The sequence below is a fragment of the Paenibacillus sp. J5C2022 genome, from assembly GCF_025567625.1.
Classification (GTDB): domain Bacteria; phylum Bacillota; class Bacilli; order Paenibacillales; family Paenibacillaceae; genus Pristimantibacillus.
In genome coordinates, this window is the sequence record NZ_JAOQJC010000045.1 from 19,409 (window position 1) to 43,059 (window position 23,651).

General features: G+C 54.0%; 19 protein-coding genes. 8 read left to right on the plus strand and 11 right to left on the minus strand.

The annotated features are described in order from the left end of the window. Positions 1-26: 26 nt before the first annotated feature. A complete protein-coding gene (locus M6D81_RS26225) occupies positions 27-602 on the minus strand; it encodes a TetR/AcrR family transcriptional regulator (protein ID WP_262680137.1) in 576 nt (191 codons plus the stop codon). A 313-nt stretch (positions 603-915) separates the two neighbouring features. On the opposite strand from M6D81_RS26225, the gene ytxJ reads away from it, so the two are divergent. Both ytxJ and M6D81_RS26235 read left to right on the plus strand, forming a co-directional pair. After that, positions 916-1,260: a bacillithiol system redox-active protein YtxJ gene (ytxJ, locus tag M6D81_RS26230; RefSeq protein ID WP_262680138.1), complete on the plus strand. Its 345-nt coding sequence runs from the start codon at positions 916-918 to the stop codon at positions 1,258-1,260. Between the two features lie 248 nt (positions 1,261-1,508). After that, positions 1,509-2,738, plus strand: a complete 1,230-nt coding sequence (locus M6D81_RS26235) for an S-layer homology domain-containing protein (RefSeq protein WP_262680139.1) — start codon at positions 1,509-1,511, stop codon at positions 2,736-2,738. 75 nt (positions 2,739-2,813) lie between these two features. Here the strand turns inward: M6D81_RS26235 and M6D81_RS26240 are convergent, their stop codons facing one another. Continuing rightward, positions 2,814-3,626 (minus strand): YheC/YheD family protein, encoded by an 813-nt coding sequence (locus M6D81_RS26240; protein ID WP_262680140.1) that lies wholly within the window; start codon positions 3,624-3,626, stop codon positions 2,814-2,816. Between the two features lie 180 nt (positions 3,627-3,806). On the opposite strand from M6D81_RS26240, the gene M6D81_RS26245 reads away from it, so the two are divergent. The 4 genes from M6D81_RS26245 (at position 3,807) to M6D81_RS26260 (ending at position 7,982) form a co-directional block, all read left to right on the plus strand. Continuing rightward, positions 3,807-5,147: a phenylacetate--CoA ligase family protein gene (locus tag M6D81_RS26245; protein ID WP_262680141.1), complete on the plus strand. Its 1,341-nt coding sequence runs from the start codon at positions 3,807-3,809 to the stop codon at positions 5,145-5,147. Positions 5,148-5,160: 13 nt separating this feature from the next. Beyond that, positions 5,161-6,126 carry a 2,3-diaminopropionate biosynthesis protein SbnA gene (sbnA, locus tag M6D81_RS26250; RefSeq protein ID WP_262680142.1) on the plus strand — a complete coding sequence of 322 codons (966 nt, stop codon included), beginning with the start codon at positions 5,161-5,163 and terminating at the stop codon, positions 6,124-6,126. A gap of 34 nt (positions 6,127-6,160) precedes the next feature. Then, entirely contained in the window at positions 6,161-7,114 is a 954-nt protein-coding gene (locus M6D81_RS26255) for a 2,3-diaminopropionate biosynthesis protein SbnB (RefSeq protein ID WP_262680143.1), read from the plus strand. 403 nt (positions 7,115-7,517) lie between these two features. Then, entirely contained in the window at positions 7,518-7,982 is a 465-nt protein-coding gene (locus M6D81_RS26260; protein WP_262680144.1) for a MarR family winged helix-turn-helix transcriptional regulator, read from the plus strand. Positions 7,983-8,138: 156 nt separating this feature from the next. Here the strand turns inward: M6D81_RS26260 and M6D81_RS26265 are convergent, their stop codons facing one another. Beyond that, positions 8,139-8,828, minus strand: a complete 690-nt coding sequence (locus M6D81_RS26265; RefSeq protein WP_262680145.1) for a class I SAM-dependent methyltransferase — start codon at positions 8,826-8,828, stop codon at positions 8,139-8,141. A 571-nt stretch (positions 8,829-9,399) separates the two neighbouring features. On the opposite strand from M6D81_RS26265, the gene M6D81_RS26270 reads away from it, so the two are divergent. Next, a complete protein-coding gene (locus tag M6D81_RS26270; protein ID WP_262680146.1) occupies positions 9,400-10,137 on the plus strand; it encodes a peptidylprolyl isomerase in 738 nt (245 codons plus the stop codon). A 288-nt stretch (positions 10,138-10,425) separates the two neighbouring features. Here the strand turns inward: M6D81_RS26270 and M6D81_RS26275 are convergent, their stop codons facing one another. Further along, positions 10,426-11,307 (minus strand): protein-glutamine gamma-glutamyltransferase, encoded by an 882-nt coding sequence (locus M6D81_RS26275; RefSeq protein ID WP_262680147.1) that lies wholly within the window; start codon positions 11,305-11,307, stop codon positions 10,426-10,428. A 67-nt stretch (positions 11,308-11,374) separates the two neighbouring features. Continuing rightward, the gene (locus tag M6D81_RS26280; RefSeq protein WP_262680148.1) at positions 11,375-12,193 is read right to left on the minus strand and encodes a Cof-type HAD-IIB family hydrolase; all 819 of its coding nucleotides are present in this window, start codon (positions 12,191-12,193) and stop codon (positions 11,375-11,377) included. Positions 12,194-12,835: 642 nt separating this feature from the next. Between M6D81_RS26280 and M6D81_RS26285 the strand changes: the two genes are divergently transcribed. Beyond that, on the plus strand, positions 12,836-13,660 hold the full coding sequence (locus M6D81_RS26285) for a helix-turn-helix domain-containing protein (protein ID WP_262680149.1): 825 nt from the start codon (positions 12,836-12,838) through the stop codon (positions 13,658-13,660). A gap of 450 nt (positions 13,661-14,110) precedes the next feature. Here the strand turns inward: M6D81_RS26285 and M6D81_RS26290 are convergent, their stop codons facing one another. The 6 genes from M6D81_RS26290 to M6D81_RS26315 all read right to left on the minus strand — a co-directional run bounded on the left by M6D81_RS26290 (position 14,111) and on the right by M6D81_RS26315 (position 23,556). Then, on the minus strand, positions 14,111-15,649 hold the full coding sequence (locus tag M6D81_RS26290) for a glycoside hydrolase family 3 protein (RefSeq protein ID WP_262680150.1): 1,539 nt from the start codon (positions 15,647-15,649) through the stop codon (positions 14,111-14,113). A 21-nt stretch (positions 15,650-15,670) separates the two neighbouring features. Then, positions 15,671-17,521 carry a hypothetical protein gene (locus M6D81_RS26295; protein WP_262680151.1) on the minus strand — a complete coding sequence of 617 codons (1,851 nt, stop codon included), beginning with the start codon at positions 17,519-17,521 and terminating at the stop codon, positions 15,671-15,673. A 17-nt stretch (positions 17,522-17,538) separates the two neighbouring features. Continuing rightward, positions 17,539-18,441: a helix-turn-helix transcriptional regulator gene (locus M6D81_RS26300; RefSeq protein WP_262680152.1), complete on the minus strand. Its 903-nt coding sequence runs from the start codon at positions 18,439-18,441 to the stop codon at positions 17,539-17,541. Positions 18,442-18,625: 184 nt separating this feature from the next. After that, positions 18,626-20,107, minus strand: a complete 1,482-nt coding sequence (locus M6D81_RS26305; protein ID WP_262680153.1) for an extracellular solute-binding protein — start codon at positions 20,105-20,107, stop codon at positions 18,626-18,628. A gap of 96 nt (positions 20,108-20,203) precedes the next feature. Beyond that, positions 20,204-21,979 (minus strand): cache domain-containing sensor histidine kinase, encoded by a 1,776-nt coding sequence (locus M6D81_RS26310; protein WP_262680154.1) that lies wholly within the window; start codon positions 21,977-21,979, stop codon positions 20,204-20,206. Between the two features lie 5 nt (positions 21,980-21,984). Further along, complete coding sequence (locus M6D81_RS26315; protein WP_262680155.1) at positions 21,985-23,556, minus strand: response regulator; 1,572 nt, start codon at positions 23,554-23,556, stop codon at positions 21,985-21,987. Positions 23,557-23,651 lie beyond the last annotated feature (95 nt).

The following is a 23,651-nucleotide window of genomic DNA, read 5'->3' on the forward strand; positions in this document are numbered from 1 at the left end:
AATTCATCCATAAAAAAACGGCACCTTCATTCCGGCGCCAAGCCTTGCTCCAAATAAAACCGCAAATATTGCGCAACCTGCATCTTCTCAAGCGGCTTATGCTTCAGCTTCCACTCCACCGTTAGCGCCATGTACAGCTTCAGCATGACGAATGCCGTCATCTCCGGCTCGCATGGCTTAATCGTTCCTCGCTCCACCGCGACAGCTACTTGCTTCGCAATATAGCTGACGACCGCCCTCTCCATCTGCTGCAGCGCTTCGACCGCCACCGGCGTCCCGATCTCCCGAACCTCCTGCGACAGCTTCAATGCCAGCTCATGCTGCTCCCTGAATTCCAGCAGTTGCTCCAGCACAATGTGCAGGTTATCGAAGAACGTCAACTGTTCATTATAAGCGCTCTCGGCCATACGTTTCATCTCCAGCAGCATCGTATTCATAATATGCTGGAACAACTCTTCCTTATTGGCGAAGAACGTATAGATTGTTCCTTTCCCCACGCCTGCGATCTTGGCCACACCGTCCATCGTCGTCGCCTTATATCCGAATAAAGCGAATGATTTCGCCGCCGCTTCCACCACTTGCTGCTTGCGATCAACAGCCACTTTGCCACCTCCCGACTCCATCGCGCCATCGACCGACTGACTGTTTTACTAATTTGGTCAATTCGTCTGAAATGATAATAGCACGACTCGCGGGTAAAATCAACAGTAAGTCGCAGGCAATAGGTCATCAGCAAGTCCCACTCAGTAAGTCGCAGGCAATAGGTCACCAGCAAGTCACCGGCATTCTGTCATCGCCAGCCTATCGTCGGTACAATGCAATAAGCTACTTGAATCCTCCTCAGCCGCATGGCATCCTGAAGCGAATAACGCTATAATCAACTGTACATGCCATGACATATAAAGGAGAGATTTTATGGGTACTTACAAGGAATTGACTTCGCTGGAGCAATGGAGCGACGCCTTCGAGAGCTCCGGCAAACGTCCGCTCGTCGTGTTCAAGCACAGCACGCAATGCAACGTCAGCGCCGACGCATACGGCGTATATTCGGACCACCTGCAAGCTTCGCCTAGCGCTGATGTCGATTACTTATTCGTGAAGGTAATCGAATCGCGCCCCGTGTCCAATCGAATCGCGGAGGATACCGGCATCAAGCACGCATCCCCTCAACTGCTGTATATTAAAAACAAAGAGGTCGTAGCGTCCACTTCGCATTGGCATATAACGGATGCGTTCATTTCCGAAATGCTTCAAAAATAATCCTGCCTGCAGCCGTGCCGACATGAGGCGCGGCTGCTTTTGTGACCATAGACCCATATCTTCACCTCCAACTGTGAAACACGAACCACTACCCACCCTATCCGCACAACTCACGTCCCGCCACCCCCAATCAATTCAGGACCTTGTACCCTCAAATAGTTGCATCATATAGCCCATTCTAAATCATTATTAGTTATGGTTATCTAAAGAATGTCGGATTATATCAATTGGAGGAGGAAAATATTCACATGAAACGATGGGCCTTATTAACGATTAGCATCGCCCTGCTTCTGACATCGCTCGGCCATTCTGCCGCGGCCGCCTCGTCGGATGCGGTCGCTTTCCAAGATATTGACGGGCACTGGGCAAGGGATACGATACAGGAAATGGTAGGCAAAGGCATATTGAACGGCTATCCGGACGGAACGTTCCGGCCGAACGATCCTGTGAAAGTGGATCAATTCGTCAAAATGCTCATTCTCTCCTACAGCGAGCTCCACGAGAACGGCTCGCGCAGCTGGAACAAGGATTTTCTGGATGCACTCAGCCCCGAGAATCAAGCCATTATCAAGCAAGACTACCGTTACTTCAGCTTCAAGCCGAACACTGTCGGCTATTGGGCGAAGGACTTTATCGATATCGCCAGCGACCTGCACTTTATGAACAAGGATCGCTATGCCGACTTCCAGGCTGACATGAAGCGTGAAAATGTGGCTGAAATTATCTATTATACACTGCAGGAAACGGAATTTCTGGAAGATAACCGATTCGGCCAACGCATGGCGGAAGCCTACGGCGATATCGTAAGCGCTTCAGATAGAGAACAGCGCTTCATCGCCGAGACGCTTGTGAAAGGGATTATGGAAGGCTACCCCAGCGGCTTCTTCGGCGTAGGTGAGGAAGTAACGCGTGCAGAAGCCCTCGTCATCCTGCAACGGCTGCGGGACAAGACGAAGCGCATCGCTATCGAAGTGTCGCCCGACAATCTGGAGCGAATCGTCCCTACAGCCGAGGGAGGCAACAAAATCATCGTCTTCCCCGACCAAAGAATGTGGGACGCCTATGAGACGTTGACGGTCATCAGCGAGCTGCGAGGCAGCAATCACGATCTGTACGGCACAACCTTGCGCCTGTATCGCGATCAGACGGAGAAGGACAATGTTCAGAACAGACCGTCAGGATCGGCCTCTCCTCGCGAGGAAGCCGCCATCTGGCTAGATCCGCAATACAATACATATGGCGTTACAATCTCGCTTAGAGAAGGAGCGCTTGCACGCAATCAGGAGGTCGTCGACGGCTTCGCGAACGGACTGTTCGGCTACAATGCCAGCGCATTCCGGGAGCTGTTCGCCAATGTGTGCAATCGCGTCGAGAACGGTGAAATGCCGGAATCCGAACAAGCCATTATCGGTACGGATACCGTTCAAATCATGATCGACGGCGACACCATCGTTTTCTCCATCGCGAAGAAGGCTTAAATTGCAGGAGCAGTCCCGTATGAGCCGGGACTGCTCTTTTTCTACTATATATGGAGACTAATCTCCCGATCGAGACTAACCCCGCTGCGCCTTGAAGCAGTTCAACCGATACTTGCGGCCATACTGGCTGCCATAATGCACTATGCGGTTAATCATCGTCTGATCCTGCAAGATGGCGAACGGACAATGATCCGGCGTCGTATTCACTTCCAGAATCCACGGCTTCAGTCCCTGGTCAAGCGCGATATCCAGGCCGAGCTCGCGCAGCCTGGGATAGCGGCGATGAAGCCGCTTCATCGTATTCACGCCTATTCGCTCCAGCTGCCTCATCAGCTTGGCGCTCTGAATCGGATTCGCATATCCTTGCAGCACTTGCTCCACCGGAACAATCGTGCCCCCTTGGCTCCCGTTGGTGACAATTTTGTCGGGATGGGCTACGCGGGCTACCGTCCCCGTCGCCTCCCAGCCACCGCTTGGCGATTGCTGGACAACGAGACGAAGGTCGAACGGCCTGCCGTTATAAGTCAATGCATATATCCCTCTCTGCACCAAATATACTCTCCCGCCCGCGTCCTTCAGAATAGATCGATAGAGCGGCTGGAAGCTCTGGAAGCTCTTGCGCTCGCCGCCCAATTGATAGATATACCCGGATGAAGGATCGCCCGACAGCCGCTCGACCCTCATGACGCCTTTTCCCAGCGAACCGAATGTCGGCTTTACATAGACCATGCCGTGCCGCTCCAGCATAGACGATAACGTCTGCTTGCTCAGCTTTTTCGTAACGGGGATATAAGAGCGCAAGCCTTCGTCAGTCAGCATGACATTCGTTTTGGCCCACTTGTCCGCAATCCGGTAAACGCCGCTTGTTTTTACAATTGACTTCGCCATGCTCCTCTTCTGATCTCCTCTCTTTGCTAGACTGGTATCTCTATGAGACTTCCCTACTATTACTATACGAAAGAATAGAAAATTCGCTGTAGGCAGCTGACATCCATGGCGAACCAACAGGCGATAATCACATATGCTTATGGAAAGGACATCGTTGCACGAAGGAGGAACTGACTTTCTATGACAGAGCAGCCAAGCCGGGGCATACCGGGGACGCACCTGCATATTATTGCACATTATCACCCTTGGTATAGAGAATTGTTCCCGAGCGGCATGCCGTCCGGCAATGAGAATATCGCACTTGAACGACTTCCACTTCTCACCGCGAGACGGCTGAAGCCATACCATCTGAATCAGACCTTCGGGGCAGGAGATGAACTGTCGCGCTATTACACATCGGGCACCTCTTCCGGGCAGAGGAAAGAGATTCGCTACTCCTGGCAAGATGACGAGCAATATGTCCGCAGCAAGCGGCAAGCGTTCCAGAAGTGGCTCGGCGGCAGCTTGAGCGGCGGCCGCGCGATGGCGGATCTGGGCACTGGCCATGCCGCAAGCACAGCGCCGGCTATCTTCATGGGCATGGGCATGGAAGGTAGGAGCATCCCGTTCACTGCACCGATTCAGGAGCATATCCGGCAGCTGGCGGACTTCCGTCCTCAGCTGCTCTACACGATGCCATCGCTGCTGGAGTCCATCACTGGCGCTGCCCCCGACCCGAGCCGACTCGGCATCCGCAAGATCATTCTGGTCGGCGAGATCGCACCGCCGGAATGGCAGCGCAACATCGCCGCACGCTTCGACCTGTCGCAGCACGATATACTGGACACCTACGGCTCCATCGAGATCGGCTCCATCGCCGCTTACGACCATGAGCTGGGCCTGTACGTGCTGGCGGAGGGCGTCGAAGGCGAATGCATAAGCTGGAGCGATCTACAGGAGATGAAGCGGCCGGAAGCGAGGGATCAGACTCCCCTTCCGCAGCCGGACGATCTATCGGATGATATGCCGGATGATCTGCCAGCTGATCTGCCGGAGCTTGAGCATAGCCTCGCAGACTTGGCGGACAACGAAGGAGTGCTCGTGCTTACCTCCCTTATGCGGGAGCAATTCCCCGCCATACGTTACGTGACCTACGATGTGGTCAGGAACTTTACGACGGTGGAAGTGAACGGACAGCGAAGAGGCGTCTTCTCCGCCATCGTGAAGCGAATCGGATCGGAGCTGAAGCATGGCGAGAAGATTAGCCTGTATGACATCGAAGAGGTGACAAGCCGTCTGCTGAAGGATGCGGCCTTGCGCGTCATGGTGGAAGGCAACCGACTGAAGATTTTCTTGAAGAGCGCGGAGCTGCGCCGGGACGGCAGGAAGCTGGCGCTCATACAATCGGAGCTGCGAGACAAGATTCCCGCTATCGGGATGATGATCCGCAACGGCTTGCTGGAGGACATCGAGATAATCGTCCTGGAGGAGCATGAGCAGCTCCCCGGCGGCGCCGTGAAGGGGAAGCGCATTTATTCGTAGGGGGAATTGGAGTATGAATCGCAGTTGGCTTGAACATATCGGGAACACACCGTTGGTGCCCTTGTCGAAGCTGTTCTCTAATCCACGCGGAATTCAAGTGTACGGCAAGCTGGAACTGATGAATCCTACCGGCAGCGCCAAGGACCGCCCCGCTCTGCGCATTCTGCAGCACGCCTGGCGCGAAGGAGCGGTCGGACCGGGCTCTGTCGTCGTGGAATCCAGCTCCGGCAATATGGCCATCAGCATGGCGGCGATCTGTTCCTGCATGGGCATGCGATTCATCAGCGTCATCGATCCCCGCACGACGGATCAGAACATTCGCATTATGAGGGCCTATGGAGCGGAAGTGTCTTATGTGACCGAGCCGGACCCGGACACCGGCGAGTTCCTGCCCGCAAGACTGCAGCGGGTGCGGGAACTGCTGGAGGATATCCCCGGCAGCTACTGGCCCAATCAATATGGCAACAGGAACAATCCACTTGCGCATGAGGAAGGGACGATGCGCGAGATTGCCGAGCAACTGGGTAGCATTGACTACGTGGCAGCGGGCGTCAGCAGCTGCGGCACCATGCTGGGCTGCTCGCAATATATCCGAAAGCACGGTCTGCCGACCAAATCAATCGCCGTCGATGCCGCCGGCAGCATCATTCTTGGCGGTTCGCCGGGCATGCGGCTCTACCCCGGATTGGGAGCCGGCATCGTGCCCCCGTTCGCTGAAGGCATCGCAATGGACTATGCGGTGAAGGTGACGGACCGGGACATGACGATGGGCTGCCACTGTCTGCTGAAGCAGGAATCGATCCTGGCCGGCCCTTCCTCCGGAGCCGTCATATCGGCTGTGCAGACGCTCATGGACCGTCTGCCTGAGGAGTCCGTAATCGCAGCCATTATTCACGATCGCGGAGAGCGCTATTTGGACACGGTATACAATGAAGCATGGGTGAAGGAGCACTTCGGAACACACTTGACTGAGAAATGAGGGAAGCGGCTTGATCTATTTGGGAGAGGGGCATATGAAGCGGATCGGGACTGACTGGCAAGCGCTGCTGCAAGAGATAGAAGAGGCCGTACGGCTGCTGGATAACGGCGACTGCACCCAGCCGCTGAAGCCATACTTGCGATACGGCGATCCGCGCAACCGTATCATCGCCATGCCGGCATATGTGGGCGGAGCCGTTCATACGGCCGGCCTGAAGTGGATCGCCAGCTTCCCGGACAATCTGCGGCAGGGGCTGCCTCGGGCGCACAGCGTCACCATCCTGAACGACGCCGACAGCGGAGCGCCGTTCGCCTTGCTGCACGGCGCACTGCTCAGCGCGGTCCGCACGGCGGCGGTAAGCGGGCTCATGCTGCGCCGTTATTCGGACATTCTTCCAGCTCCGGCAGATCTTCGCGTCGGCATAATCGGCTGGGGACCCGTCGGCCGTCTCCACCTGGAGATGTGCGCCGCATTATTCCCCGATGCCGTCAGCCAAGTGATCGCGCACGACATTCGCCCGGTTGATCTGGAGCTTGTACCTCCATCGCTGCAAGCCGCAACTTCGATTGCCGATAGCTGGCCAGCCTTGTATCGGCAATGCAATGTCGTGATTACTTGTACGGCAAGCCGTGATCGCTATGTAAGCCTCCCTCCGCAACCCGGGAGCCTGCTGCTGCACGTCTCGCTTCGAGACTACGAAGCGAATGCATTGCGGTCTATCCCGCATATTGTCGTGGACGATTGGAGGGAAGTGTGCCGGGAGAATACGGACATCGAGCAGCTCCATCTTCTTCACGGATTGCAGGAAGAAGATACGATATCGCTCCGGGATGTCGTCTGTCGGGACGCCTTGTCCGCCGTCCTGACCGATCCCGGCAAGGAATCCGTAATGTTCGCACCTATGGGCATGGCTGTATTCGATATCGCCGTGGCAAGCTGGTTCGTCCGGGAAAGCCGAAGACTGGATATTGGCATAGCTCTGGAATAGCAGCTGCGAGACCAATTTACTGCAGCAGCAGCGAATACCCAATTCGGGGTACGCTATATTGAGCCTCTTTCCGACTTGATTCTCATACATTCCGATTTAACTGGATTTCATGTCTTTCATTTATCGAAATCCCCCTATTTGTCACAATGAACGGGATTTCATGCTGTTAATCCGATCGGAAGAATTGATATTATGCCATGTGACCTGATTTAACTGCACAAGATCCATTTGCAGCATATGAGTACAACAACATCAGCCCCATTAACTACACAAAATCCAGTTAGAGGCCTTCGTGCTTTGCAACACTTAGCCAATCTCTCCAAAATTGACTTCAATCAGCCTGTTCGCTATATTAGATTTAACACAATTGAATTGAGAACCACTCAATTAACGGAGGTAGACGATGACGACTAGCAATCCGCTGCAGTTGGACCGCCAGCTATGCTTCGCCATATATGCCTGCTCGCGGGAAATAACGAAGCTTTACCGCCCGTTGCTGCAAGATCTGGGCTTAACTTATACGCAATATGTCACGATGCTGGCGTTATGGGAAGAAGATCATGTAACCGTCAACGCACTTGGCCATAGGCTGCATCTGGATTCCGGCACCTTGACGCCGTTGCTGAAGAAGCTGGAAGCCGCGGGATGGATTGTGCGCGCACGGGACAAGCAGGATGAGCGCAGCGTTGTGATCACCTTGACTGATTCGGGAACAGCGCTGAGGGAGAAGGCTGTCTCCATCCCCTACAAGCTTGCCTGCCAGTTGAACGCCACCCCCGAAGAAGGCGCGGCGCTTCTGGATCAGGTGCATACCTTGCTGGACAGAATGAGAAAAGCGCCCGACAGCGATTCTTCAGACCACAGATGAAACCTCGGCCCTTCCAGCCGAGGTCACATCGGCTGCTGCTGCTCTTCCCACTGCTTTACGCGCTCCAGCCGAGGTTCCATCTCCTACTTCTGCTCTTTCCGCTGCTTTACGCGCTCCAGCCGAGGTCACATCGGCTGCACTTTCTGCTAACTCCGCTTATTCAAGCGTCTTCCACCATACGCCTGCGCATTCCGCCACGACAGACTCTCCTCTCCGTGCCACCGCATCGGCAAGCTCGTCACCGAAGAAGAATCTCGTCATTCCCTCCGCTTCCTCCACACTTCCGAACGTATAATCCATTCTACGCCAACGGTGCTGGAAGCCGTACTCCGTCTGGAGCGCTTCATAATAAGGCACGAGGAAGGACGGCGGCGAAGGCGTCTCGCACCCCGTTCCCATCGTTTCGAAAATAATGACCGTTCCGCCCGGACGCAGAATTCGTTCAATTTCATTCATGACGGCAGCAAGATTATTCCTCCACTCTTCATGAGTTGTCGCGCACAGATAACAAATGCTCCAGCCCGATACGATCAAGTCGGCGCAGTTGTCTTCCAGCGGAAGTGTACGGTGATCGGCCGTATGCACGCTCCAGTTCACCAGCCCGGACTGCCGCAGGCTCGCAGCCGTCAGTTGCAGCATCGCTCCCGACGCATCAAGCGCGGCAATCGACTTCGCATCAGGCGCCAGCAATTTCGTCAGCCGTCCCGTCCCCGCTCCCATATCCACGACGTCCAGCCCTTGCACACTGCATATGCTGTTCACAACCTCAAGCAGATCGGGCTGCTTCGAGATCATCGCTTCATAACGGGCCGCTTGTTCTGCATAAATTTGTTCATGATTCGGCATTGCTTCATCTCCTTCTCACATGTGTTCCTTCACACTGTATACGTTGACGCTACGAGAAGGTCAAGTCTTAACATGATACGGATGTTTCATTGCTTCTTAATTCCGGACGTCGACTTCCCCAACGTAAACGAAAGAACAAATCACCCTGACAGGTGACAGCCTTCGCCGTTCGTTCTTCCGACGTTCCAATCACCGCTCGTACTTCGAACATTCCGTTCGCCGCTCCATCCTCGAACGTTCCGCTCTCCGCTCTTAACGGTTGCCATCGAGCTTATTGCATCTCAAATCCCTCTTTATTTGCTGTAACGGGCACCACGAGGCCTATTTCTCGCCGTGACATCCGATATCGCATTTTCCGGGTTTCATAAGCCCCGTCACAACCGTTACTCTAAAAATTTGCCCATTTTGAGCCGATTAAGCTCTGTGGCAACCGCTACATTTGCTCCTGCGCGGATCAGAGTTCGCTTGCAACACACCGCTTCGTCCGCATCTACACCGGCTACAACCATTGGCCTGACTTCAATCTCTGTGATAATATGAAGTGTGGAACATGAAGAAGGAGGTTACCCCATTGAAACAACTTACAACAACACTGCGATTATGCACCCTGCTAGTTATCGCGCTCACCATTCTGGTAGCGGCAGGCTGCGGTGTAAATCAGGCGAAGCAAAACAATTCGCAAGGCTCTGCGGGTAATTCCGCCACAAACACGGAAGCAACAAAGGAAACACAACCTCCTGCAGTGACTGCCGCTCCGGAAGACAAGGAGCCTGAGCTGCTAGGCTCCGATCAACATCCTGAAGTGACAATCGAGACGAGCAGCGGCGGCATTATTAAAGTGGAGCTGTACCCGGAGGTTGCTCCCAATACGGTAAACAACTTCATCGCTCTCGTGGATCAGGGCTTCTATGACGGCGTCATCTTCCATCGCGTCATGCCCGGGTTTATGATTCAAGGCGGCGATCCGGATGGCACCGGCATGGGCGGTCCAGGCTACTCAATCCCAGGCGAGTTCACGAATAATGGACTCGAAAACAACTTGAAGCATGACCGCGGCGTCATCTCCATGGCTAGATCGACAATGCCGGATTCGGCTGGCTCGCAGTTCTTTATAATGGTCGATGAAGCGCCTCATCTGGATGGAGATTATGCGGCATTCGGCAAAGTTATTGAAGGTATGGAAGCAGTGGATGAAATTGTCAACCAGGACCGCGACGGTCAGGACAAGCCGCTGGAGCCGATCTCCATGAAGAAAGTTACGGTGGATAAGAAAGGCATGACGTTTGAGGAACCGAAGAAAACAAGTTAACGACATAACCAAATGCTCCGTACCCATATGGGCTCCGGAGCATTTTTGTTCAGACCTTTCAACACATATCCACCAAAGCGCGCCACGCCCCATAACTATCGTCATCGCTCAATTTGATCACATAGCCATCGAGAACGTGCTGTAATGTGTGGCCTATCACTCATATTAGCCACGTAAACCCGCCAACTTCGCCTCCGCCAACGATTCACCCGAACGTAGCTCATCAACATAAAAAAAGCCGCCCCGCATCACGTGCAGCACGACTTAAGCCCCTCTATCCCACTCACCTCATACCGGCAATTGCTCGCCGTCAGCATCCTCCGCAGCCATCACGGCAGCCACTCCAGCAGCCGCGCCAATAATCCCATCGCCCTCATCCTCATCAATCGCCGACATCGCCGCCAGCGCTGCCTCTTCCGCCTCCACCTGCTCCCGCATCGTCAGCCTGCGGACGGCTTCGAAGTCCGGCGTCAGCACCAGATTTTGCAAATAGGCGGATACCATGCTGCCCGGCCGCCTTGCGCGATTCAAGGCTGCGATCATCTCCTGCCCCGTCCCCATACCGATCCCATGTCCGAAGTACAGATTTTCATCCAGCATGATGACGTTCTCCCCTTGCCATTCCGGGGTAGCGGGATGATGGTCCGGGTTTTTGAAGTACAGGACGTCGCCGGGATAAGTCTCAGCCAGGTTATAGGTAGTAATCAAGCGCAGATCTCTGTCATATTGCCAATCTCTCAGGAACAAGTTCTGAAAATAATAGTTGAACGCCGGTTCGCCGATCGTCGACAGCACCGCCTTGTACAGCATGATAATAATCGCTCCTGCGCATTCAAACGCATACAGCTGACCGTTCTGGAAAATGTCGTTGATGCCTACCGAAGGCGGTACGCCGGGTCTGAGCAAGAAGCCGCCATTCGGCGTTCGTATCCAGTATTGAGGGTTGCAGCGGGAATTGCTGAACGTGGCGAAGCCCACGTCGCTGGCATTCATATCCTTGGCAGCCTGAACAATATTGGAACGCATCCTCAGCTCGAACATTAAGGCATCCATGCTGGGATACCGGTAGATCATGGGACTGGCTTGCTTCTTGCTCACAATTCGGCGCTCCAGATCCGATAGCATGCTTGGATACAGATTATTGATGCTGTCGTTCATTATCACGATCACGTCACTTACCCCCAAGCCATTGATATGGTTAGGTTATTGTACGTATGCCCGTGACAATTGGTGAGTGTTACACCGCGCCCGCGCCACTATGCGCCGCAGCAACCGGCTCGCCCGGGAGCAGTCCCGCCTCCACCAATCCCCGGCGTATGCCGGACTCGTCGACATGAGCGGTAACGTAGTCGGCATACGGCAGCAGATCGGGATGGGAATTGCCCATCGCAATGCCGAACCCGACGTATTCCAGCATCTCCTTGTCGTTCAGCCCATCTCCGAATGCGACGGCTTGGGAAGCATCATAACCCAGCTTGTCCAGCATCGCTTCAATGCCCTTCGCCTTGGAGCCGCCCTTCGGCAGCACATCCATTGCGCCCTCATGCCAACGGATGAAGGTCAACTCATCCTTCAGCGGCTCATACAACGTCTCCTCATGCGCCTCGCAGTGCAGGAACGTCTGATACACCTCTTCCTTCCGCCAGAACTCAGGATCGTAGCCGGGAGGATTCACTTTAAGTGACAGCACCGAATCAGTCATGAACGTATTCGTCTCTTGATTGGCGTAATAAGCTTCCGCACCTTCGAACACCAGTCCATGCCCATGATCAGCAGCCCTGTCGACCAGCTCGCCCATTATCTCTCTAGCAATGGCGAATCGATAGATGGGCTCGCCCTTATAGACAACATAGCCTCCGTTCAAGCTGACGTAGGATTCGATGCCCAGCTTCTCCAGTATCGGCCCAATAAAATAAGGAGCCCGTCCGGTGGCGATAACAGGCTCCACTCCGCTTGCTTTCAATTCGCGAATCGCTTCAACGGTATCCTGCGGAATGTTCTTTTGCTCATTGACCAATGTACCGTCGATATCAAAAAATACTATTTTGCAGCTCATGGCGCTTCATCCTCTCCCATTTCTTATGCGGCATGGCTATCCGCTAACTCTCTGTATACATCAGTATAAAGAATAGGAGAGGTTCCCGCCAGCTATTTGCACCAACGTTACTACTTAGGTCCATTCGGTACGAGGCACGCTTGATGGAGCTATGTGAGCAAAATGAGCGATAGCGCACAATTCCCACTACTTTTCCGCTTCTATGTGACCATTTTGAGCGATAGCTCCTACTTTTCGGCGGTACGAGGCACGCTTGATGGAGCTATGTGAGCAAAATGAGCGATAGCGCACACTTTCCTCTATTTTTCCGCTTCTATGTGACCATATTGAGCGATAAGCTCCTACTTGCTTAGTAGCTAGCTAAGTAGTAACGCACCAACTCACTCTTGCCATTACCACCCATAATCGTCCTTCTTCAGCTCCAATTGGAACATACAGTCAAAGAACACCGCCTTCGTTCCAAGCGGCTTCATCAGGGCGTTCCATCCCTTGGAAGGCTCGACATTCATAAAGTTAAGCTGCCTATCTTCGTCGCTCTTTGTCCAATTCGTATTGTGCCTCGCAGACTTGCGCTGCTATGATTAGAGATACGAACGGAAGCGGTATTGCAAAAAGCCGCGACATCCCTTGACAGGAGTGAAGATGATGAGCCAATCCGTCTCAACTCTGCCCAGCATGGGCATTCTGCAATTCCACCAAAAAACTTCGCCTATTCGACTTGAGCGGTTCGCCCCACATGAAAGCTTGTCCCCATTCGTTCTTCACTATTGGCTGGTAAGCTGGGATCTTCCCGGCGAGACCATCTACTTGCAGGACGTCATTCCGAATCCGTGCGCCAATCTGGTTGTAGAGAAGGCCGGAAGCGGGCTGTATGGCGTTCCCGACAGAATATACACGAAGCGGCTAACGGGACGGGGACGCGCTTTCGGAGTGAAGTTCAAGCCCGGGGGATTATATCCGTACATTCGCAAACCGCTGGCGGAGCTGCGTAATAGCAGGATGAATATAGCCGACGCCTTCCCTTGTGACGACTCCGCACTCTGCGAAGCCTTCCGCGACTCCGCTCCCGCAGACACGCTCATTCGGCTGTCGGCGGACATCTTATCCCATCAGTTGCCGCAAGCGGACCCTATCATTCATACTGTTAACGATATTATTAACGATGTGAAGCATACCGATACCATTACCACTGTCGAGCAAATGTGCAGCAACAGCGGTATACACATCCGCAAGCTTCAGCGTCTGTTCCAGCAATATGTCGGCGTCACCCCCAAGTGGGTCATTAAGCTGTACCGCATGCAGAACGTGGCGGAGCAGTTGGATAAAGGGTATTCCGGCGGCTGGATGGAGCTAGCCTTATCGCAAGGCTACTACGACCAGCCCCATTTCATCCGCGATTTCAAGTCGATTATCGGCGTAACGCCGGAGCAATATGTGCAGTCCTCACTGTCTGCACGGGAACAGTAACGGGTGCAGTAACGAGTGCAATAACGGAAGCAGACGAAATGCCGCTACTCAACAAACCTCTCTGTCGCTATGATGCGGAGAAGGATGGATTATTCGAGAAAAGGCTATGATCTAACTGTATTATTTGCTATCTATCTTCCAAAATTACCCTTATTATCGCAATGAACTGGATTTCATGCTATTCCTTTGACCGATTGATGAGATGTTGTGCTATATAGCCAAATTCAACTGTACATTATCCATTTCCATTATGTACAACGATGATATTAGTTGAAATAATGACATAAAATCCATTTGGCAGGTTGACGAAAGACAATCTCACCCCGAAATTTCATACGCTTTATATACAAGAAAGGGCTGCAGCCAATGACCGCAACCCCATAATTCGTTGTGAAAACCTCTGCACTCGACCTTTCAGAATTGAGCGGCCGTGTTCAAAGGCTAGTATTGCTATGAGGTGAAAAATTGCGCCGCCGTCTCCTGTAAAGCGGGAGCGTGATCGTACATGAGCAAGACGGGCAGCTCCGGCCACTCCCGCACATCGTATGGCGAGCCGAAGTGAACCGCAACAACATCATGCGCCGAAGACGCGGCAAGGGCGCGCAGCTGCTCATACACTTCGTCCGGCAATCGTTTGTTATGGGCAATCGCCACAAGCAGCGGCCCCTCGCTTGCCCATTCGCCTGCCGCTTGCGACAGCCGCTCATTGGCATCCACCAGCCGCTTGGAAGCGATTGCGCCACTCTTCTCCAGCCTGTCGGCAAATAACGTCAAGGAAGAATGAGCAATCAGGTTCCACTGCGTTCCCTCCGCTCTTACTCCCTTCACCTGCTCCCATCGACCGGCTTCGCCAATTGGGCTCATCACTTGAGCGGCCAGCTGAAGGCTGATCTCTCGAGACGCAGGCTGATTGAGAAGAGTCGTCTTCATCGCCCCAGCAGCAGTTGCAGCTCTCTCCGGCGTCAGCCCGTACTTCTCCTTCACCGCCAATATGCGCCGCACCGATTCATCGATTCGCGCTTCTTCCAGCTCGCCGCTCCGCACCGCCTCCAGTACAGCGTCGACCATCTCTACCGCTTCCCGATCTTCTCTGGGATGAGCCAGCACAATATCCGCTCCCGCTGCCAAAGCCAGGACACAGGCACGGGCTTGGGAATACAGCGATGTGACGCCCTTCATGGACATGCCGTCGGTAACGATCAGTCCATGGAAGCCCATCTCTTGCCGCAGCAGCCCTGTTACCATCGGCTTCGACAGGGAGGCGGGAAACATGGAGGGATCCAGTGCGGGCACGGCAATATGTCCCACCATAATCGCATCCACTCCGCAGCGGATCGCCTCCCTGAACGTCGACAGCTCGAACTGCCGGAGCCGCTCCTCGTCGAATGGCAGGACGGGAAGCGCCAGATGCGAATCCACATTCGTGTCGCCATGTCCCGGGAAGTGCTTGGCGGTCGCAATCATGCCATGCTCCTGATAACCTCTGATAACAGCCGTCCCCATCGTCGCGACAAGCTCTCTGGTCTCCCCGAACGAATGCGTACCGATGACGGGATTATCCGGATTGTTGTTAATATCGACAACCGGACTATAATTGAAGTTAACGCCCATCGCCAGTGACTCTTCAGCTGTAATTCGTCCGCTCTCGTAGGCTAGCCGTTCATCTCCGGCCGCGCCGATCGCCATGTTCTTGGGAAAGTGCACCGCGCCGCCGCCAGGAAGCTTGCAGCCCGCGCCGGCGACGAAGTCGGCGGCTATGAACAAGGGGATGCCGCTCCCCTCCTGCAACGCCGTCTCCTGCATTCTTCCGGTCAGCTCATGCACCTGCTCCGGATTGTCCAAGCTCTGAACGTCCAGGAACATCCCGCCCGCCTTCAACTGCTTAATGCACATCTCCGCAGCCTCTGCATAATTCTGATTACAATAATAGAAGGTGAACAGCTGTCCTGCCTTCTCCTCCAGCGACATCGTCTCTACTCTATGTTCCATCGCTATATTCCTCCGTCCCCGTTATGCAAATAAGCTTTCATCCAACAACCCCATCAGAAGACCTGCGGAAGCGATCGCATTGGTCCAGCCGCTCTCCATACAGTAAGGCCCCCAGCCCGTATCGCCATTGTTGCCGAAGTACTCCCGCTTGTTCAGGTCGAAGGCACGCATCCAGCCGCCGTTATACCTGCAGTCTTCGCTGCTGATCTGAATCGATCTCATGAAGGCGGACACGTCATCATACAGCTCCTTGTAAGCCGGATTTCCCGTTGCCTTCCATGCCTCCCAGCTGTTCATCAGCAGGAAGTTGTTCGTGTACAGCTGATCTGCTATGCCTTCGCCATTGGCGATATACACGCCCGCATCTTCCTTGCCGAACCGTTGCGGATCCGGGTTATCGGCCTCTTCAATGCCGCCGGATGCATGCCGGTGCTTCATAAGATACGCCATCGTCCGGTTCAGCGCGGCCTCAATCTCTCCTGTGCCGTCATGCTGAATCAGATAACCGAGCGGAAGCAACAAGCGCGTCAGCCCCGATGTGCGGCTGTACATGAATTTATATTCCGCTTCCTTAGCCAGCAAGGTGCGTGTCCCCGTCAATGCGGCATCCAGATACATCTCATCTTTGGTGACGAGGTAGGCCTGAATATAGGCGGCATGCGTAATGCTCTCGAAATGCGGATTCAAGCTTGGCTCCAGCTCCAATACGCCTTCCCGGCCGAGCGTCTTCATCTCCGAGCGGATCAGCACGTTCGGACGGAGGCCGTCGCGACGCTGGGTATCCAGCAGCGCTTGCGCCAGCAGGATGCCGCGGCGGCGGTATTCCTCCCGCCCCGTGCTCCGGGCAAGATAGAGAAGCACGAAGCATGCCCATGCGTTATCATCCGTGAAGATCTGGTGAGGATACGCACCGGGAAACTGATACCACTTGAAGAAGCCATAGGATTCGGAATCCGGGTCCATGTCCTGATAGCCTTCGCGGAAGAGATAATCCATTAGACGATAGGAACGCTCCTCATAGGAGGCATCCCCGCTCCATCTTCCGTATAGATGGAACATAAGCGCAGCGTGCGCATGACAGTCCGGTCTCCGATCCTTCGACAACTGGGCGGTAACGGAGTGAATATTCTCGTACACGCCCTCCGATCCGTCATGGTTCGGAAGCATGCCCGACTGTTCGAACCAGCGCATATTGCATGCCAATGCCTGCTCCGATCCGTTGTCGCCCGCCAGCTTGATCGCCGGTTCCCACATGGCGCAGGGAAGACCTGTCCGCTCCGCCAGCGCTTCCAGCAGCATAGCCCAGCTGCTGTAGGGTCTCAGCTGCTCTGGAGACGGACTGGAGAATAACGAGAACGCCGCATAGACAACTGTTCCCTGTCCAAGCTTGCGAACATTAATCGCTGGACGGGCTGTCTCCGCTACTTGCTCGCTGCGGTGCGTATCCCCATACGGTCCGAAGGTGAGCAGCTCCTCCGATTCGAACGAAAACCCTTGCTGCATGGCACCGCCCCATTCCAGCAGAGCGCCTTCCTCCAGCCGCCCCAGATTGCCGGCTGCGCGAAGCTTCTCCATCGTCCTTCTTGTGGCGGGGAAATCCTGCTTCCAGCCCAGCAGCCTGGAGGTAGGGAAGTCAAAAGCTTCGATCATCTCCGCGTAAACCAGTCCGCCCTTCTCCGCATAGGCCCACAGCTTGGAGCAGACCTCCATCGATAAGGACAAGGGGTGGTCCAATGATTGGCTTCCGATTAAACACACGGCATCGTAATCTTCCAGAACGACGGATTCCAATTCCGCCCACTCCTTCCTCGATGCCCCTTCTATATTCATATGCCCGCTAAACGGCTTCTCCGAAAATATGACCACTTTCATGATACGACCTCCAACCTTTAAATAGGGTAGCCTTCCCGATCATCGCTTCCATACAAGGCTTGATATTCCGAAGGCGTGAAGCCCGTCGCCTTCTTGAACGCCTTGCTGAACGCATGAATCGAGCGGTAATGCAAGTATTCCGAAATCTGCGTAATGCTGGAATGGCCCGACTGCAGCCGATTCATCGCTCTCATCATCCGACGCTGCGCCCAGTAGGCCTGCATAGACATGCCCATCTCCTCCCGGAAAGCGTGCGACAGATGCGAATGGCTGTACCCGAGCTGCTTCGATACTTCTCCAAGCTCCGTCATAGCGTCCACTTCTTGATCGATGTATTGAACTGCCCGATAGACAAGCTCCTTCTTGCCATAGGACTTGTCCCAGCATGCTTCCTTCATGGATACGCCCCTCAGCTCGCGCAGAGCAAGCATGAGCAAGCGGCTGACGAGCACGTCCACCATTGTTAAAGTGTAGTCATCCTTACGCTCCAGCTCACGCATCGTATCTATCAATAGGCCATCCATGCCCGTCCGATCCGCTATCACTCTGCAGCTCTCGAAATCTTGCACGGCTGTATGCTGACGCAGCAATTCGCCAATCGGCTGCCATTCAATCGCCACCAGTCGAATGGGCTCACGGCTATCGGAGCTGATGCGGTATGCGCAATCCGACTGCAGCCAGGCGGCATGCCTCTGCGGCAGCTTAAGCTCTGACGCCTCCGTCTGAAGAGTGCCGCAGCCCGACAGCATGTATAGAAGACAGTAGCCGCCCTGCAATGTGCGCCCTTGCGCCGCATGCGTGCACTGATCATGAAGCTGCAGCAGCCTGACATGCGTCAGCATGCAGGAGTGTTCAAGATAGCGCTTGTGAAAGATGGACGATGAGCTTGTTCGAAGGGACGATGCAGCTCTTGCGGACATGAATAAGCCTCCTTCCATTCTGCTTCTTCCACGATCATGAATCGCTTTCTATTATTCTGCCGCAGAAGAGCGCCGTCCGTCAGCTTACGAATCTTATGATAATAAGGAATATCTTCAGCTCTTTTGCTCCGCAATGAGCAGAGGGCCAAGCGGCAGCTCCCGCATGGCCCTCATCGGCGCATCATTATTTCGATTTGTCGTACCAGCCTCTCAGCTCATCCAGCATATCCTTGCCGCCTTGCGACATCCACTCTTCTACGAATTTCGCATAGCCGTCCAGCGACTCCGCTCCGGCCATTACTTTAATGGCGTAGTCATTCTCGATTTTATTCAGCTTCTGCAAGTTATTCGCAACGACAGGCATTGGCGGAGCCAGCAGCGTAGGATCGCTTACAGAGATCGGAAGCTGCTTTTGAATTTCTTGGAACGTATCGTACATGACCTGATTCTTGCGAACGCGAAGCAGCCATTGCTCCTCGAAAGCGTCCGCATCGGTGCTGGTCATGAACCAGTCGGAATTGCCGCGAGCCTCATTGAAGGCCGGCAGAATCGGCTGCATGCCCTCTGCCTCGGACTTGAAGTGAACGCCTTCCTGACCGATTGCCAGCTCCTTGAACGTCGCCGCTTCCACTTTCATGTTCAAGTATTTCATGGCATCCTCTTTATGCTTGGACGACTTCGGAATCGCAATATACCAGCTTACGCCGCCGCCTTGCACCCAGTTGCCGATCTGACCGTCTTCGCCTTGCAGCGAGGTAATCAGCGTAATTTTGGAATCAGGCATGTTTTTGTTCAGCGCATCCGTCACGGCAGGAGCAACGCCCCATCCGTACGTCATGATGCCCGCTTTGCCAGTCGTGAACTTCTGTTGCACTGTCTCCGACTTGTTCACAGGCCATTCCGGATCCATCAGCCCTTCGCTATACAGCTTGTTCATAAAGGCAAGATAGTCCTTCATGCCCGGTCCTTCCAGACGGTGAATCAGCTTCCCGTCCTGTACGTCGAAGCTTGTCACGACGCCGAACGCCCCGGAAATCTCGGGAATCATGCTTTCGAAGCCGGTCAGCGGAATAATTCCCTTCTGCTCCTTGATCGCTTTCAACAGATTGTAGAATTCATCAATCGTCGTTGGGACTTGCATCCCCAGCTCATCCAGCAGGCCTTGACGAATCGCAAGCGCACTGCCGACGAAGCCGCGCGGGTGCTTCTCCGGTATGCCGTAGATTTTGCCGTCTACTTTGGCGTTCTCATAAAATTCGGCAGGCGTTGCCTCCAGCAAATTCTGTCCATGCTCCGCCAGCAGCTCATCCAGCGGCTCCAGCGCACCTTGCACCGCCAAGCGGTTATACTGCGTGCCGGACAGCTTCACAATATCATACGGCTCGTTGTTGGCCATAAGCAGATTCAGCTTGTCGTCGGGATTTTCAAGAGGCAGCGTCTCATACTTCACTTTATAGCCCGTCTTCTCTTCCAGGAACTTCGCCACCGGATCCTGATTAGGATCAAAGTTCCGCTGGAAGCCCAGCTGCTTAAGCTCCGGCTTCGCATCTCCCCCCTGCTCCCCGCTGCCATCGCCTGTGCCGCCGCTGTTATTGCCGCTGCCGCAAGCCGCGAGCAGGGCCATGACCAGCAAGAGCGCAATGCCCGTCGATAACTTCTTAAACATGTGATCTCCCCCAAATGTAAGTGTTTTCTTTTGCTTGCCATTTAGTCTAGCATGTGTTTTTGAGCGTGTATTTGTCCCAGCGCGCTCCCTTAGTTGTCATAAGTCGCTCCCACTCCCGCTTCCTCCAAGCTTCTCATTCCATCGCACTTCTTCTATCGCGACCGGGAAGCGGATCGTCACTTGCGTCCCTTCATGCTCCTCCGATTGGAATGTAACGGACGCCTCATCGCCGAAGTAGAGCTTCAGCTTCTCCTTCACATTGCGGATGCCATAGCCTTCGCCGCCCATATCTCCATTCAATTCCGCCACTCTGTCCGGCGTTAGACCGACCCCGTTGTCATAAATGACAAAAGAAACGCACCCATCCTGCATACGACAAGAGATCTTCACGCATCCCGACTTGTTATGGCGTTCGCGAATGCCATGCAGCAGTGCATTTTCAACAAAAGGCTGCAGCACCAGCTTTACCGTCATTAGCGCTTTGACTTCCGGCTCCGCCTCGATCACATACTGAATTTGACCGCCGAATCGCCGGTTTTGAATATCCAGGTATGTTCGAACATGCTCCAGCTCATCCGCAATGGGAATAATATCCCGTCCTCTGCTGAGACTGATCCGGAAGAAGCTCGACAGCTGCACGGCAACCTCGCTGATTTCCTCGGCATCCCTCTCCATGGCCATCCAATGAATCATATCCAGCGTGTTGTACAGAAAGTGGGGATTGATCTGCGCTTGCAGCGCTTGCAGCTCCGCCGCTTTCTTCAAAGTCTCGGACTGGTACTTCTCTTGAATAAGCCGCTGAATGTTCGCTCCCATTCCGTTCATATGCGCTTGCAGCACCCCGATCTCATCATGCGAGGTAATGGGGGTGCGATGATCCCAGTTCTCCGATTCGATCCGCTTAATTTGCTGGAGCAGCGGGCCGATGCGGCGCGTCAGCCCTTGCGACACAGCAGCCACCAATACCGCCCCCACAATAAGGACGACGATCAGAATGACGTAGAGATCATAAGACCACTCCTTGATTTCCCCGTAGATCTCATCCTTCGGGATGTGGGCAACCAGCTTCCAGCTCGTGCCTTCGATCGGCTTATTGACAACCATATGCGTCCCGGCATCTACCTCGGACAGCGGATGTCCGATATCCGCTTCATCCATACTGGACAGCACATGGCTGCTGCGATCGACCAAGAACACCTTGCCCTGTTTTGTAATTTGCGTATGCATGATAATCTGCTGAAGCGTGCTCTCCAGTATATCCAGCGAGAGCACGCCGACAATGTCGCTGCTATTGCCGTCAGCGTGCAGAGGTCTGATGCATGAGACGATTCGCTGAATTCCTCTCTCTCCCAAGTAGTTATGCTCGTAGGTAGAGCGGCAGTAGATGCCCTCCGAATTAGTCAGCATCTCCCTGTACCAATCTTCGCCCTCAATCACGCCGAGCGGAAAGATCGTCATATTCTCCCTGGCGTAGATGCTGTCCGAATTCACGAATAGTCTGATGCTGTATATTTCGCGGCTGTTCTTAGCCGAGCGCAGAATATTGATAATTCTATGATAATCATCGATTTGTTCCCCAAGGGGCAGATCGGATTTCCCCTGTGATAAAGCTGTCGTCAGCTCTTTGTTCATATATAGAATGCTGGATACATCCTCCACATTGCTCAGTTTATAGGAAAGAAACGAGCTGGCCTGATCCATCGCTCGTTCCGTTGCTTGCTTCACCCGGTTTTCCAGTATCTCTACTGTATGCTGATAGACCACGAAGGAAACGACGCTAAGCAGCAGGATAATGAGCGTCATAAATACCAGCATCAGCTTCGTTCGGATGCGAATATGCTGCAGCTTGTTGCGGAACGCCTGCTTAAGCATCGCCATCACCCTCCATCTTGCCGCGCATCCCTGTACTGCGAAGGAACGACGCCCGTCACTTTGCGGAACACCTTGGCAAAGTAATTGGCATCCTGATAACCTACCCTTGCCGCGACCTCATACAGCTTCAGCTTGCGATCCTCCAGCAGCCGCTTCGCTTGCTTGATCCGATATTGGGTAATGTAATCATGAATCGACAGCCCTTTCTCTTTCTTGAACAGCATGCACATATAGGTAGGCGCCAAGTGAACATGTCCTGCAATTGTATTGACGGATACGTCCTCATCGTAATTGTCCTGAATGAACGACATAATGTCCCTGATGACCGCTTTGTCGCCGCCATTCATCTGATCCAATGCTTCTCCGATTGCGGATAATCGTTGAACGAGAAATTTGCGAATCGTATACAGCTCTCCGCTTACGAACATGGAAGCCCACATCCGGTCATTCTCGAACTCCCACATCGACTCCGGATAGATGCGGGTCATGGACGCATACCAGCGGAACAGCTTTTTCCGAATGCCTTCAATGTCTGCCGGCGTGTGCAGCAGCAGCTCATTAATAATGGTGTCCAGCCATTGCTCTGCCGCTTGCAATTGCTTGCTCTGCAGCAGTTCCCCGAACTTGATGACAGCTTGCTTATCGAATAGCCTAGGCTCCCGTTGCTCCTGCAGCAGGCTGTTATACCCGATTATCGTGCCCCATCCGCGATAGAATTGATAGGAAAGCGCCGTCATCGATTGCCTATGCGTACTGCCGCATCCATTCAGGCTGTAGCAAGGCTCGCCTATTCCGGCTACGATGCCGGCAGGCTCTCCTTTCTCTCTGCGGCGGATTAGCCTGTCCAGCCATAACCCTATCCTTTCATCCCCTTTAGAACCGTTAATCGCCGCAAGAGCGAAGCCCAAGCCATCCACGAGAGAAGCAAGAACGGGCAACTCCTCCTCTTCCGCCGCCGTCATAACCGTATTCTGCCAGTTCAGCTTGTCGGATTCGTCGCGGAATCGGAACGAGATGCCCTGATAATATCCCGTTAATGGAAAGGAAGGATGCAGTCGCGCAAGATCGCTCTCCTTCTCACGAGCGTGCGAGGCGGGCTCCGGATCATCGGCAATCAACGCCCTCAATAGATGCTCCATCAACTCCGACTTGCTGCGGTCGAATTGGCTTCGCATGGCATGCAGCTCCCGCCGCTCCTCGCGAATCGACAGCACCGTCTCCTTCGTCTGGCGAAGCAGCTCCGTCAGCGCCGTCATCTGTATGGGCTTCAGCATATAGTCGACCGCTTGCAGCTTGATCGCAGACTTCAAGTAATCGACATCATTGTAACCGCTTAAAAAAATAATTCTGCATTCCGGATCGATCTGGCGAATTCGTTCGGCGAACGCGATGCCGTCCATGCGGGGCATTCGCACATCGCACAGCACGATATCCGGTCTCTTCTCCAGATAAAGCTCATAAGCCGCAATGCCGTCCTCCGCCTCGCCCGCCACTTCAATGCCTAGCTCATCCCACTTGATGAATCGCCGCAAACCGCTTCTCGTCATCGGCTCATCGTCTACTATAATCGCTCTCATTCACACCCATCCTCCCGTTTCTATGCTGTCACTCTTCATGATAGCAGAAAAACCTCCCATCGCTAGATTGAAAACAGGAAGCGATGGAAGGAATG

Excerpts from the sequence above, each read along its gene's own strand:
- ytxJ (WP_262680138.1), top strand. The coding sequence starts at position 916 with ATGGGTACTTACAAGGAATTGACTTCGCTGGAGCAATGGAGCGACGCC.
- M6D81_RS26235 (WP_262680139.1), top strand. The coding sequence starts at position 1,509 with ATGAAACGATGGGCCTTATTAACGATTAGCATCGCCCTGCTTCTGACA.
- M6D81_RS26240 (WP_262680140.1), bottom strand. The coding sequence starts at position 3,626 with ATGGCGAAGTCAATTGTAAAAACAAGCGGCGTTTACCGGATTGCGGAC.
- M6D81_RS26245 (WP_262680141.1), top strand. The coding sequence starts at position 3,807 with ATGACAGAGCAGCCAAGCCGGGGCATACCGGGGACGCACCTGCATATT.
- sbnA (WP_262680142.1), top strand. The coding sequence starts at position 5,161 with ATGAATCGCAGTTGGCTTGAACATATCGGGAACACACCGTTGGTGCCC.
- M6D81_RS26255 (WP_262680143.1), top strand. The coding sequence starts at position 6,161 with ATGAAGCGGATCGGGACTGACTGGCAAGCGCTGCTGCAAGAGATAGAA.
- M6D81_RS26260 (WP_262680144.1), top strand. The coding sequence starts at position 7,518 with ATGACGACTAGCAATCCGCTGCAGTTGGACCGCCAGCTATGCTTCGCC.
- M6D81_RS26265 (WP_262680145.1), bottom strand. The coding sequence starts at position 8,828 with ATGCCGAATCATGAACAAATTTATGCAGAACAAGCGGCCCGTTATGAA.
- M6D81_RS26280 (WP_262680148.1), bottom strand. The coding sequence starts at position 12,193 with ATGAGCTGCAAAATAGTATTTTTTGATATCGACGGTACATTGGTCAAT.
- M6D81_RS26285 (WP_262680149.1), top strand. The coding sequence starts at position 12,836 with ATGATGAGCCAATCCGTCTCAACTCTGCCCAGCATGGGCATTCTGCAA.
- M6D81_RS26290 (WP_262680150.1), bottom strand. The coding sequence starts at position 15,649 with ATGGAACATAGAGTAGAGACGATGTCGCTGGAGGAGAAGGCAGGACAG.
- M6D81_RS26295 (WP_262680151.1), bottom strand. The coding sequence starts at position 17,521 with ATGAAAGTGGTCATATTTTCGGAGAAGCCGTTTAGCGGGCATATGAAT.
- M6D81_RS26300 (WP_262680152.1), bottom strand. The coding sequence starts at position 18,441 with ATGTCCGCAAGAGCTGCATCGTCCCTTCGAACAAGCTCATCGTCCATC.
- M6D81_RS26305 (WP_262680153.1), bottom strand. The coding sequence starts at position 20,107 with ATGTTTAAGAAGTTATCGACGGGCATTGCGCTCTTGCTGGTCATGGCC.
- M6D81_RS26310 (WP_262680154.1), bottom strand. The coding sequence starts at position 21,979 with ATGCTTAAGCAGGCGTTCCGCAACAAGCTGCAGCATATTCGCATCCGA.
- M6D81_RS26315 (WP_262680155.1), bottom strand. The coding sequence starts at position 23,556 with ATGAGAGCGATTATAGTAGACGATGAGCCGATGACGAGAAGCGGTTTG.